Annotated in this window: 12 protein-coding genes; all 12 read right to left on the reverse strand. The window is 69.2% G+C overall.

What is annotated here, in order from left to right; genetic code table 11:
• Positions 1-148: 148 nt before the first annotated feature.
• On the reverse strand, positions 149-835 hold the full coding sequence (locus IEY55_RS12125) for a YczE/YyaS/YitT family protein (protein WP_229686290.1): 687 nt from the start codon (positions 833-835) through the stop codon (positions 149-151).
• A gap of 324 nt (positions 836-1,159) precedes the next feature.
• Positions 1,160-2,416: a dihydrolipoamide acetyltransferase family protein gene (locus IEY55_RS12130; RefSeq protein ID WP_189057095.1), complete on the reverse strand. Its 1,257-nt coding sequence runs from the start codon at positions 2,414-2,416 to the stop codon at positions 1,160-1,162.
• On the reverse strand, positions 2,400-3,395 hold the full coding sequence (locus IEY55_RS12135; RefSeq protein WP_189057161.1) for an alpha-ketoacid dehydrogenase subunit beta: 996 nt from the start codon (positions 3,393-3,395) through the stop codon (positions 2,400-2,402). Before IEY55_RS12135 ends, IEY55_RS12130 begins: the two co-directional genes overlap by 17 nt.
• A 14-nt stretch (positions 3,396-3,409) precedes the next feature.
• A complete protein-coding gene (pdhA, locus tag IEY55_RS12140; RefSeq protein WP_189057097.1) occupies positions 3,410-4,531 on the reverse strand; it encodes a pyruvate dehydrogenase (acetyl-transferring) E1 component subunit alpha in 1,122 nt (373 codons plus the stop codon).
• A gap of 16 nt (positions 4,532-4,547) precedes the next feature.
• Positions 4,548-5,030, reverse strand: coding sequence for a MaoC/PaaZ C-terminal domain-containing protein (locus IEY55_RS12145; RefSeq protein WP_373289997.1), 483 nt, complete (start codon positions 5,028-5,030; stop codon positions 4,548-4,550).
• Positions 5,027-6,373, reverse strand: coding sequence for a class II 3-deoxy-7-phosphoheptulonate synthase (locus IEY55_RS12150; protein WP_189057101.1), 1,347 nt, complete (start codon positions 6,371-6,373; stop codon positions 5,027-5,029). The genes IEY55_RS12145 and IEY55_RS12150 overlap by 4 nt, the downstream gene beginning before the upstream one ends.
• Before the next feature lie 27 nt (positions 6,374-6,400).
• Positions 6,401-6,676, reverse strand: a complete 276-nt coding sequence (locus tag IEY55_RS12155) for a chorismate mutase (protein WP_229686291.1) — start codon at positions 6,674-6,676, stop codon at positions 6,401-6,403.
• Between the two features lie 57 nt (positions 6,677-6,733).
• Positions 6,734-7,414: a transferase hexapeptide repeat family protein gene (locus IEY55_RS12160; protein WP_229686292.1), complete on the reverse strand. Its 681-nt coding sequence runs from the start codon at positions 7,412-7,414 to the stop codon at positions 6,734-6,736.
• Positions 7,377-8,591: an FAD-dependent monooxygenase gene (locus tag IEY55_RS12165; RefSeq protein WP_189057103.1), complete on the reverse strand. Its 1,215-nt coding sequence runs from the start codon at positions 8,589-8,591 to the stop codon at positions 7,377-7,379. Before IEY55_RS12165 ends, IEY55_RS12160 begins: the two co-directional genes overlap by 38 nt.
• Before the next feature lie 69 nt (positions 8,592-8,660).
• Positions 8,661-9,422: an AfsA-related hotdog domain-containing protein gene (locus tag IEY55_RS12170; protein ID WP_189057105.1), complete on the reverse strand. Its 762-nt coding sequence runs from the start codon at positions 9,420-9,422 to the stop codon at positions 8,661-8,663.
• Positions 9,419-9,979, reverse strand: a complete 561-nt coding sequence (locus tag IEY55_RS12175) for a flavin reductase family protein (RefSeq protein WP_189057107.1) — start codon at positions 9,977-9,979, stop codon at positions 9,419-9,421. The genes IEY55_RS12170 and IEY55_RS12175 overlap by 4 nt, the downstream gene beginning before the upstream one ends.
• 2 nt (positions 9,980-9,981) lie before the next feature.
• Positions 9,982-11,565, reverse strand: a complete 1,584-nt coding sequence (locus tag IEY55_RS12180; RefSeq protein ID WP_189057109.1) for a 4-hydroxyphenylacetate 3-hydroxylase family protein — start codon at positions 11,563-11,565, stop codon at positions 9,982-9,984.
• Positions 11,566-12,285: the final 720 nt, after the last annotated feature.

Raw genomic sequence — 12,285 nt, forward strand, 5'->3', positions numbered from 1 at the left:
CAAACGAGCCTTTCGTCCAGTGCAATCATTGCAATTGTAGGTTTACCGGCGCGCAATCCATGTTTCCGCGACAAGACCCGGAAAAAGCTGTCCCGCCTCCGGGCGGAGGCGGGACAGCAGGGGTGACGACGCTCTGGGGGCAGCGCCGTCACCGGCCGGCTGGCACGGGTTCGGGCCGTACCGGAAGCCCGAGGTTGCGCACTCCCAGGCGGGTGTTGAGGTAGATCAGTGGCTGGATGAGAAGGTCGACGCCGACGAGGAAGCAGACCGTGCCGATCCCGAGCGGACCGCCCAGCAGGAAGCCGGACACCAGCAGCAGGCCTTCCAGAGTGCCCTTGGCCGCCCAGAACGGCCACCGCCAGCGGCTGGTCATGGTGATCGCCAGCAGGTCCATCGCGCGGATCCCGAAGCCGCTCATAATGATCAGCGCGGAACCGTAGGCGCACAGCAACGTGGCGACGGCCAGCACGAGATACGACGGGAACGCCAGCCACCGGCCGACGTCGAGCCACCGGAGGGCGTCGATCATGCTGCCGCAGAAGAAGAAGGTGAACATCGGGGAGAGCTGCGGCCTGCGGTGGGTCCACGCGGCGACGGCCAGCAGGCACACCACCGCGACACCGGCCTGCCCCAGACCGACCGTGAGCGGGAGGTGCCGCAGCAGGCCGAGGACGAACACGTCGAGCGGGTCGGTGCCGAGTTCGGAGAGGATGAACAGGTACGCGCCGAGAGCGAACACGATGCAGCCCACGAGGTAGGTCCACAACCGCCCCATATCGAAGGCGCGGCGCCGGCCAACTCCCGTGGGTACCCGGTATTGCTGCGTGTCGACCACGAATTCCTCCGAAGTAGCGGGAGTTATTACCTGAGCGCAGCGGACAACCCGCCGCGACAAATGTACGGCGAGTGCCGCCAGGAAAGGGGGCACCGAGGAAGACGTCGGCGCAACCGGCGGCCTTGACCGCCGTTTTCCCTTTCCTTGTTTCCCGACAACCTCGAAGCTATCCACACCGGGGCGAGGCCACCAGTGCAATACCGGAAACCGTGTCTTCATCGTGGGACAAGCCGCGGGTTCGTCCTGCTCAGCCGCGACACAGCCGAACACGGTGCGACCGCGACGGTGACTGGAGTCACTCGCGCGGCCGCACCGTGACAGGGCTCAGAAGTCCCTGAGCAGTAAGGCCGGGCGCTCCACCCGGTCGGCGACGAACCTCAAAAAACCGCCGGCCACCGCGCCATCGCACACCCGATGGTCGAAGGTGAGGGAAAGCTGAACCACCTGGCGCAGCGCCAGCTGGCCCTGGTGTGCCCAGGGGCGGTCGATGATCCGGCCAACCCCCAGCATCGCCGCCTCCGGGTGGTTGAGGATCGGGGTCGACCCGTCCACGCCGAACACGCCGTAGTTGTTGAGGGTGAAGGTGCCGCCCGTCAGCTCGGAAGGATCAAGCCTGCCGGACCGCGCCGACTCGGTCAGCCGCTCGAGCTCCGCGGCGACCTGGACGGTGGTCATCCGGTTCGCGTCACGCACCACCGGGACCACCAGCCCCCGATCGGACTGCGCGGCGAACCCGAGGTGCACCGCCGACGGCCGCACGATCTCCGCGCGCTCGGTGTCGACCGTGGCGTTGAGCTCGGGGTAACGCGTGAGGCCGGCGAGGCAGATCCGGGCCAGTAGCGCGAGCAGGCCGACCCGCTGGCCGCCCGTCGCAAGGTGCTCCCGCACCTCCATCAACGCGGTGGCATCCGCGTCGACCCAGCACGTGGCGTCCGGGATCTCCCGGCGGCTTCGGCTGAACTTCTCGGCCGCGATGCGCTGCGTTCCCCGCAACGGAATGCGCTCCGCCCCGCCAGGTCGGCCCGGTACGGGCCGGGCGGTCTCGGCAGCCGAGGTTTCCTTTTCCCGCAGGGCGATCGTGCGCTCGACGTCGGATCGGGTGATCAGCCCCTGCGGCCCACTCCCCGTCAGCCGGGCAAGGTCCACACCGTGGCGCCGGGCAAGCTGGCGCACGACCGGAGACACGACGGCGACCGGGTCGTCCGCCGTACCTCTCGTAACGGCGGAGTCGGTGACCACCCGACGCCGGGCACGCGATCGGGAAGCGTTCGACGTGCCGTATCCGACCAGAACCTGGCCGGATTCCGTGCCGGAGGTGGTAGCGGACTCCCCCGGTTCCTCCACCGTCACCGAGATCAACGGACGTCCCACGTCCAGCGTCTCGCGCTCGGACGCGTGGCGGGCGGAAACCACGCCCGCGTAGGGGCATGGCACCTCGACCGTCGCCTTCGCGGTCTCGACCTCCACCACCGGCTGGTCCACCGCGACCACGTCACCGACCCGCACCAGCCAGCGCACCACCTCGGCCTCGGTCAGCCCTTCGCCGAGGTCGGGGAGCAGGAACTCACGCACTGACGGCATGCCAGGCCCTCTCGATGTCGTCGGCCCACTGGAGCCTCTCGATCGCGTCCAGCACCCGGTCCGTGCCGGGCAGGTGGTGCCGTTCCAGCATGGGTGGCGGGTAGGGCACGTCGAAGCCGGTGACCCGCAGTACCGGCGCCTCCAAGTGGTGGAAGCAGTTCTCGCTGATCCGAGCAGCGATCTCCGCGCCCACACCGGCGAATCCGGACGCCTCGTGCACGACGACGGCCCGGCCGGCCCGGCGCACCGCCGCGTACACGGTCTCCTCGTCGAACGGCACCAGGCTGCGGAGGTCGATCACGGAGACGTCGCGACCGTCCGCCTGGGCGAGCGCCGCGGCTTCCATGCACACCGGAACGGTCTGTCCGTAGGTGACAAGGACAACCGAGGTTCCCGAGCGGCGGACCACGGCCCGGCCGATCGGTTCGACGGGCGCTTGCGGAGCCCAGTCCTCCCTGGTCCAGTAGAGCCGCTTGGGCTCGAGGAAGATCACCGGGTCGTCGCTGGCGATCGACTGCCGCAGCAATCCGTAAGCGTCCGCGACGGTGGCTGACGAAACCACGTGGAGCCCCGGGGTGTGCACGTAGTACGCCTCCGAGGAGTCGCTGTGGTGCTCCACACCGCCGATGCCGCCCCCGTAGGGAACGCGGATCGTGATCGGCATGGGGAGATTGCCGCGCGTCCGGTTCCGCATCTTGGCCACGTGGTCGACAAGTTGCTCGAACGCCGGATACGCGAAAGCGTCGAACTGCATCTCGACGACGGGTCGCAGCCCGTACATCGCCATTCCGACCGCGGTGCCGAGGATTCCGGCCTCGGCCAGTGGGGTGTCGGCGCACCGATCCTCACCGAACTCGGCCGCCAGGCCGTCCGTGATTCGGAAGACACCGCCGAGCTGTCCCACGTCCTCACCGAAGACGTGAACCGTCGGGTCCGCGCGCATCGCGTCCCGAAGCGCGGTGTTCAACGCCCGGGCCATCGTGGTCGACCCGCTCACTGTCCGCCTCCTGCCAGCTCGGACTCCGCCGCCAACTCGGCGGCCAGTCGTGTCTGCTGCTCCCTCAGCTGTGGGGTCTGCTCGGCGTACACGTGCCGGAAGAGGTCCATCGGGTCAGGGGTGGCGTCGACGCCGAGCCGGGTTCGCAGGTCGGCCGCCATCTCCTCCGCGGCGTCCCGGGCCCGGCGCTCGGTGTCGCTGTCCAGCATCCCGGTTTCCCGAAGGTGTCGCTCCAGCAGTGTGACGGGGTCCCGCTCCTGCCAGAAGGCCACCTCGTCGTCGGTGCGATAGCGGGTGGCGTCGTCGGCGTTGGTGTGCGCGTCGATCCGATAGGTCAACGCCTCGACGAGCGTGGGACCGCCGCCGGCACGTGCCCGCTCCATCGCCTCGGTCAGCACCGTGTGCACGGCGAGAACGTCGTTGCCGTCCACCAAAACACCAGGAATCCCGTAGCCGATCCCTTTGTGCGCCAAGGATGGCGCAGCGGTCTGCTTGGACAGCGGAACCGAGATCGCATAGCGGTTGTTCTGCACGAAGAACACCGTGGGCGATTGGTAGACGGCGGCGAAGTTCAACGCCTCGTGGAAGTCGCCCTCGCTGGTGGCGCCGTCGCCGACAAGCGCGAGTGTCACCACGTCGTCCCCACGGAGCCGGGCGGCATGGGCGAGCCCCACCGCGTGCGGGCAGTGCGTCGCCAGTGGAGTGCACAGTGGGGCCACGCGATGGACTCGGGAGTCGTAGCCGGTGTGCCAGTCACCGCGCAGCAACGTCAGGGTCTCCACCGGGTCGACACCGCGCAGCACCACGGAAAGCGTGTCCCGGTAGGTCGGAAACAGCCAGTCCTGCGGCCCCAGCACGGCGGCCGCGCCGACCTGGCACGCCTCCTGGCCCGTGGTCGAGGGGTAGACGGCGAGCCGACCCTGCTTGGTCAGGGCGGTCACCTGCCGGTTGAACCGCCGACCGAGTACCAGCTGCCGATACAACCCGCGAACCAGCCCACTGTCTATGGTGGATGCTTGGTCCGTGCCGAGGATCCGCACCGGTTCGTCCCCTGGTAACAGGGTGGTGTGGTCGGCAATGGTAGGCCGCGGTTCGGCCGCGGCGGTCACGACTGTCATCCCCTCGAACCCCTCCTCAGCCGACCGCGACCGCGGTCCGGCGCCCCATCAGCAGCCGCGTGCGTAGCCGGATCACGTCCTCGCCCTCGTGGTTGACGGCTTCCACCCGCAAATGCACCACCCCGGTGTCCGGGCGGCGCGGATGGTCCTCCACGTCATCCACCACCGCGTGCACCGTCAGTTCGTCACCCGGTCGCACCGGGTGCAGGTAACGCACCTCGTCCAGGCCGTAGGAGCCCCGACAGTCGGAGTCGAGCACCAGCTCCGTGACGTAGCAGCGGGTGACATGGGCGGTGGTGTGGCCGCCGCTGGCCACCAGGCCCCCGAACGGTCCCGCTGCGGCGGCGGCTTCGTCGGTGTGGAACGGCATCGGGTCCCAGCGACGGGCGTACTCCACGATCTCGTCGCGCGTGACCACGACCCGGCCCAGCTCGTGGCGGTCGCCGGCGTGAAAGTCCTCCAGGTAACGCATGTCCCTCCTCGTGCGCGCGACCGTCATGCGGCGGCCCGCCCGGATGGCTCCCGGAACAGGCCGGCGACCTCGAACGCCAGGTCCAGTGCCTGGTTGTGGTTGAGCCGGGGGTCACATGCGGTCTCGTACCGCTTGCCCAGGTCGGCCATGCTCACCGCCGCACACCCGCCCACGCACTCGGTCACGTCCTCGCCGGTGACCTCCAGGTGCAGCCCGCCCGGGTGCGTGCCGAGCATGTGGTGCACCGCGAAGAATCCGGTCACCTCGTCAGCCACGTCCCTGAACCGCCGCGTCTTGTGGCCGCTGGGCGCGGTGAAGGTGTTGCCGTGCATGGGATCGCACACCCAGGCCACGGGCACGCCACTCGCGGTCACCTTCTCGACCAGTGGCGGCAGCACGTCCCGGATCCGGTCCGCCCCCATCCGCGTGATCAGGGTGAGCCGTCCGGGCTCGGCGTCCGGATTCAGCCTTTCCACCAGGGTGAGCGCATCGTCGGGTGTGGTGGCGGGACCGAGCTTCACCGCCACCGGGTTACGGATCGACTCGGCGAACGCAACGTGTGCGCCGTCGAGCTGGCGGGTCCGTTCCCCGATCCACAGCAGGTGACCGGAGGTGGCGTAAGCGGCCCGCGTGCGCGGATCGAACCGGGTGAGCGCGGCCTCGTAGTGCAGCAGTAACGCCTCGTGGCTCGTGTAGAACTCGGCGCTTCGCAGCTCGTCGGGGTTCGCCCCGTAGGCACGCAGGAAGGTCAGCGCGGACTCGATCTCCCCGGCCAGCCGCCGGTGCCGGTCGGCGATCTCCGGTCGCGCCACGAACTCCCGGGTCCAGCCGTGCACCTGGCCCAGGTTCGGGTAGCCCTGGCTGATCAGCCGCCAGAGCTGGTCCAGGGTTGCCGCCGAGGCGTGGTAGGCGCGCAGCATGCGGCGCGGGTCCGGGGCGCGGTCGGCGGGTGTGAACGCCGCGCCGTTGACCGCTTCGCCCCGGTAGGCCGGCAGGGTCAGCCCGTCCTGCGTCTCCGTCGGGCGCGAGCGGGGTTTGCCGTACTGGCCGGCGATCCGGCCGACGGTCACCACGGGCAGCCCGCTTCCCCGGGCCAGCACCACGGCCATCTGTGCCAGGGTGCGCAGCTTGCCACGCACGGCCTCGGCGGAGGATGCGGTGAAGGTCTCGGCGCAGTCGCCGCCCTGGAGCAGGAAGGCGTTTCCGCTGGCCACAGCGGCCAGCCGATCGCGGAGCCGGTCGCACTCGCGGGGCGAGACCAGTGGTGGATAGCCGGACAGCTCCGCCACCACCTCCTCGACGGCGGTCGGATCGGGCCAGTCCGGCTGTTGGGCGGCGGGCAGGGACCGCCACGTGTGGTGGTCGCTCATCGTCGTCGTCACCTGGAATCCGCCTCGTCAGCCGCGGCAGATCCGCAGTAGTGCCGTGGCGATGTCCCGGCCGGGACCGCCGAAGGCGGACCGGTACCGCTCCAGGATCAGTTCCTCCCTGGCCGGCTCCACCCGCTGGCCTCCCGCACCGGTCCGAATCTGTTGGATCTGTTGGGAAACCTCCTGTCGGCGGCGCAGCAGCTCGATGATGTCGTGGTCGAGATCGTCGATCCGTTGCCGCACGGTGCTCACGGCCACCATGGCGGCGGCTTCCGTGCTCGCCTGCTCGGCGGTGGATGACACTGCGACTCCCCTCCTCGGTTCACGGGCCCGCCACGTCACCGTTGACGGTGGCGCTGCTCACTGGTTGCGGTACTCCGGCAACGTGACGTGCACCGGCTCGCCGCCGGCCGTGGTCACGGCGCGCCGGTGCTCGGTCGGGTCCCCGACCAGCGGTTCGGCCGGTTTCAGGGTCTTGCGGCAGCGACGGGCGAGGTCCTGGTAGACCCGGGTTCCGTTGGCCTTCCACGCCATCTCGTCCTCGGTGAGCTCCCGCAGCACCTTCGCCGGGCTGCCGGTGGCCAGGTGGGCCGCGGGAACTTCGAAGCCGCTCTTGACGAAGCTGTTCGCACCGACGAACGCCCGCTCACCGACGACCACGTGGTCCATCAGCACCGAGTTCATGCCGATCAACGCGCCGCGTCCAACGCGACAGCCGTGCAACACGGCACCGTGCCCGACGTGACCGTCCTGCTCGACCACGGTGGACGAGCCGGGAAAGCAGTGCGCCACGCAGCCGTCCTGGATGTTGGCGCCCTCCTCCAGGACGATCCGGCCGAAGTCGCCGCGAAGGCTGGCCAGCGGACCGACGTAGCAACCGGCGCCGATCACCACGTCGCCGATGAGCACGGCGTCGGGATGGACGAAGGCGTTGGGGTGGATCAGCGGCACGACGCCGTCGATTTCGTAAACCCGGGCCACGGGTTCCTCCAGTTCGTGCGACTCAGTGGGCGGCAGCGAGTACTTCCAGCTGGGCGTCATGGCCGTGGATCCACGCCAGGTCGTCCGGCAGCTGGGTCAGCCTCTCGTCGCGCTCCACGGCCCGCGGGCCGTCGGGCACCTGGAAGCACTCGCGGTTACGGCGGGAGGCCATCTGGAGCTGGCGGGCCCGGGGCTTGCGCACCGACTCGTAGCGGCGCAACGCCGAGGCCACCTCGCCCGACCACGTGCCCGCCAGGCAGTCCGCGAGAACGACGGCGTCCTCGATGGCCTGGTTCGCGCCCTGTCCCTGGTGCGGCAACATCGGATGGGCCGCGTCACCAAGCAACGTCATCCGGGCGGTGCTCCACCGGGACAGGGGCTCCCGGTCGTACAGCGCCCAACGGGAAATCGTGTCGACGCCGCCGAGAAGGATGGCGACGACCTCGTTCCACCCCTCGAACGCCGCGACCGCCTCGGACACCTCGCCGCGGGCGACCCAGGACTCCAGTGTCCACTCCGGGTCCGGCACCACCGCGAGGAAGTTGACCAGCCGGCCACCGCTCACCGGGTAGGAGATGAGATGCCGGCCCGGTCCGGGAAACAGCCACAACTTCGGATGGTGCGGATCGAAGCCCAGCTCGGGCAGCCGGGGCAGCCGTTCCACGGGTACCAGGCCACGGTAGCCGCTCGTGCCGGAGAAGGCCGGGAGGTCCGGTCCGGTAATGGCCTCGCGGACCGCCGAGTGCACCCCGTCCGCACCGATCACGACGTCGGCGCGTTCGGCCGAACCGTCGGAGAAGACCAGGTCGACCCCGTCGGCGTCCTCGGTCACCCGGGCACACTTGCGGCCGTACTCCAGCCTGCCGCCCTCGCCGAGATACGCCTCTAACAGCACGCGTTGCACGTCCGCGCGATGAACCGTGTAGAACGGGGCGCCGAACCGCTTCTCATAGGCGTCGGCCATCTCGTGGCTGCAGAAGACCTCTCCGCCGCACCAACGGTGGAACTGGATCTGTTGCGGCCGGACCGCTGCGCCGTCCAGCTCCTTGAGCAGGTCCATCCGGCGCAGCAGGCGGCTCGCGTTGGCACCCACCGCGATACCGGCACCGATCTCAGTCAGCTCCGCCGCCTGCTCGTAGACCACGACGTCGGTTCCCTTACGCCGCAGGGAAATTGCCGTGGTCAGGCCACCGATTCCGGCACCGACCACCGCAACCCGTAGGGCACGCGCGGACATCTCTTCCTCCCGTCGTCGAGCTCGGTGCCGGGCTCACCACCGTGGGGCCCGGCACCGAGCACCCCGTGTTCAGGCCAGCGCCGCGGCCGGCTCCCGCACGGACTCCAGAGCCCGCCCCGCCCGGCGCCTCTCCTTCTCGTCGATCATGTCGGGGTCGAAGGCGGCGTAGTCGACGTGGGTCACCGCGGCCGGCCGGCCCGCCTGCTCGATCTCCACGGTGGCCTTGAACATCAGTCGCGCGGGGTCGGACAGCTCCGTCTCCTGCAGGGCCAGCCGCAGCGTGGCCTGGACCGGGAACAGGAAGTTCTGGAACGTCGTGCTCATCGAGTTGATGACGATGTAGTAGCGCCGCTGTGGGAACCGGGACAGGAAGAACCGCTCGGTGACGGCGAGGAACATCTGGCGGCTCGCCTCGATCGCCACCATGCCCTGTACGTGAGCCCGGTTCTGCAGGTCGACCAGCAGCTCGTTGTCGTTGTGCAACCGCAGCGAGGCCGCGTACACGGCGTCGCCGTCCTGCCGCAGGTCGGCCACGAGCACGTTGTCCGCGCGGCCCTTGTGCAGGTCCTGCCGGTCGGCCAGCGCGGGCTCGTCGACCAGCAACCGCACCCGGTCGGGCCGCAGGCCCCTACGGTCCAGTGCGTCGCGCAGATAGCGCACCTCGTACTCGCCGACGCCCTGTCCGGCGCGGATGACGAGCGGCTCGTCGATCCCGTCGAGCGCGCCGCTGTCCAAGTCGGCTACGAACGCGGAGAACGTGCGTGCCCCGGCCATCCGGGCGAACTCGGCGAAGCGGTCGCCTACCAGGTAGACGGTGTTGTCTGTGCTCACGGGTTCCCTCCAGGAAAGTTGTGGACGCCGCAGAACTCGGGGTCGTCGGCCGGCAGCGCGCCGTACCCGCCGCGGTGGAACAGCAGCGGCCGGCCGGGTTGCCGGTCCAGGCCGACGACCCGGCCGACGACCAGCACGTGGTCGCCGAGCGGCACGTGGCGGTGCTGCTCACACTCGATGCGGCCCGGGGAACCGGCCAGGGTGGGGCAGCCCGTACGCGGCCCGGGCACCCACCGGGCGATGTGGTCCAGCTCGTCCAGGGGCGGCCGGTGCTCGCTGGCCACGGTCAGTTCCCGGGCCAGCGGAGCACCGTCCTCGGCCAGGATCGAGACCGCCCACACCCCGGACCGCAACACGTGGCCGAGAAAGGTCGAGTCCTCCCGCAACCACATCGAGACCAGCGGTGGCCGCAGTGAGACAGAGGTGAAGGAGTTGACCACGATCGCGTCGGCCGGCCGGCCCGGTCGGCCGTGGACGAGGGTGGAGACCACGCAGACCCCGGTGACGAGCTCGCCCATGACCTCGCGCAGGGCGGCCCGCTCGGCCACGACGGACATCTTCAGCTCCCGGCCACGAGCGAGCCGGAGCGCGGCGCCGTACGGCCGATGATGCTCTGCTCGCCCGGATTGACCAGGTCGGGCACGGTCCAGCCGTCGATGTCGTACTCGGACATGCAGCGCTCGACGAGCTCCTTGTACTGCTCGAGCTTGCCGGTGTGCTGCTGGTCGTGCAGGGCCTCGAAGCGGATCTGCTCGTGGTTGCCCGCGTAGTTCATCTCGTAGAGCTCCCAGCGGCCGCCGAACTCGCTGCCGAGGGAGTCCCAGATGAGCTTCATCAGCTTGACGCGGTCGATGGCCTCGACGTCCCGGCCCCGGATGTAGCGGTCGAGGTAGGGACGCAGCTCGTCGATCTTCCAGTCGCTGGCGTGGGAGTTGTTGTAGATCAGCGCGCTGCCCAGGTCGCGGAAGAACGTTTCCTTGATGCGCGGGAAGACGCTGGTCGCCAGGACCCGGAAGGCCATGGCGGTCTCGCCGTTGGGCGCGACCGTCCCGTCCGGCCAGGGGGTCGGGTTGTGCACCATCGAGTCGATGAGGGCCCAGAAGATGTTGCGGTAGGACAACACCTCGCCGAGCCGGCTCTGCACGCCCCGGTACTCGATGGTGCCCGTGGTCTCCAGCCCCTTGGTGAGCAGGCCGGTGAGGAAGTCCATCTTCACCGCGAACCGGACACAGGCGTGCAACATGGCCCGGTAGAAGAACCCGGAACCGACGAAGAAGTTGTTGGCCTTGTCGACGTCGTAGCAGAAGACGTCCTCCCAGGGCACGAACACCCGGTCGAAGACGAGGATGCCGTCGTTCTCGTCGAGCCGGCTGCTCAGCGGGGCGTCGAACGGGCTGCTCACGGTGCTGGCGGCGAACTCGTAGGACGGCCGCGAGATGATCTTCAGACCGGGTGCGCCCATCGGCACGATGAAGTAGGCCGAGAACTCCTTGGCCCCGCTGGGGATCTTCGCGTAGCTGCCGATGAAGATCTGCTGGGTGATGGCGGCGGCGGTGCCCACGACCTTCGCGCCGGAAACGATGATGCCGGCGTCGGTCTCCTCGTCGACGGTGAGGTAGACGTCCTTGAGCTCCTGCATGCCGCGGTGCCGGTCGATCGGCGGGTTCACGATCCCGTGCCCGACGAACATCACCTTCTCCTGTGCCTCCCGGTACCACCGGTCGGCGTTGTCCTCGAACGGCGCGTAGTGCTCGGCGTAGGAACCGAGCGTCGCGAGGAACGCGGCCTTGAAGTCCGGGGTCCGGCCCATCCACCCGTAGGTGATGCGGGACCAGTCGGCGATGGCGTCCGCACCCGCCCGGAGGTCCTCCGGGGTGCGGGCGGCCTTGAAGTAGGCGTGGGTGTAGCCGCCGCTGCCGGTGTCCGTGGGCACCACGAGGCGCTCGTTCTGCTCCGGGTCGTGCAGGGCGTCGTACAGCCGGGCCGCCATCCGCACGTTGTTACGGAAGGCGGGGTGGGTGGTGACGTCCTCGACTCGCTCGCCGTTGAGCCATACCTCGCGTCCGTCACGGATGCTCTCGATGTACTCCGCACCCGTGTAGGGCCGGCTGGCCGGCCGAGAGCTGTCCGTCGTGTTCGTCATCAGATCACCTTTCCGGCCACGGGGTTCTCTCGTCGACAGGGGAGACCTGGCGACCCGGCGACATCGGCCGTTCGGGCCCGGACGGGCTCGTGCGCTTCAGGTTTTCCCCTCCTGCAACCAACGATTGCCGCAACAGGGTGGATGAGGAAAGGCGACGTTGGGACTAGGGAAGAGGGACTAGACCGATTAGCGTACGGAACGCGAGACCGTCCTCCAGGGTCGGCACTGCGCCTCCGTCATTGGATCTACGTGAGGTTCTGGCACGTCTCGGTGACGCCATCACCACGACGAAGCCGGTGCTTCGCAGGTTGTGCGTGTGGACGCTGGGTCGGGCGGCGGAGCGTTGAGGTTTCCGGCGGCGCCTCACTGTGCCAGCTCTGCGAAAGATGTCCCAGAAACAAGCGCGGTGTTTCGCTGTGGGCTGACCCGTACGGGGTCCGTTCGGCACCACGCGAATGGGATGCCGTGGTAGAGCGATGCTGGCCGCTGTCACAGTCGTGCGGTGTCGCACGACTGTGACAGCGGCACTACCCCTGAAATCGGTGATGGACCGCAGGCGGGGTCAGGTGCTTCCTGCCTGCCGCGCCCCGTGGGTCATGCCGAGCCGCAGAGCTCTTTGGGCGCAAATTGCAGGGCTAGGTGTTCTGTCCCGTGAGGTTGGGGATGCGGTGGGCGGGTGGGCCGCCGATCGCGGTGTGGTGGCGGTGATGGTTGTAGGTG

It is taken from the genome of Longimycelium tulufanense (assembly GCF_014645795.1).
In the GTDB taxonomy this organism is placed as follows: Bacteria; Actinomycetota; Actinomycetes; order Mycobacteriales; family Pseudonocardiaceae; genus Longimycelium; species Longimycelium tulufanense.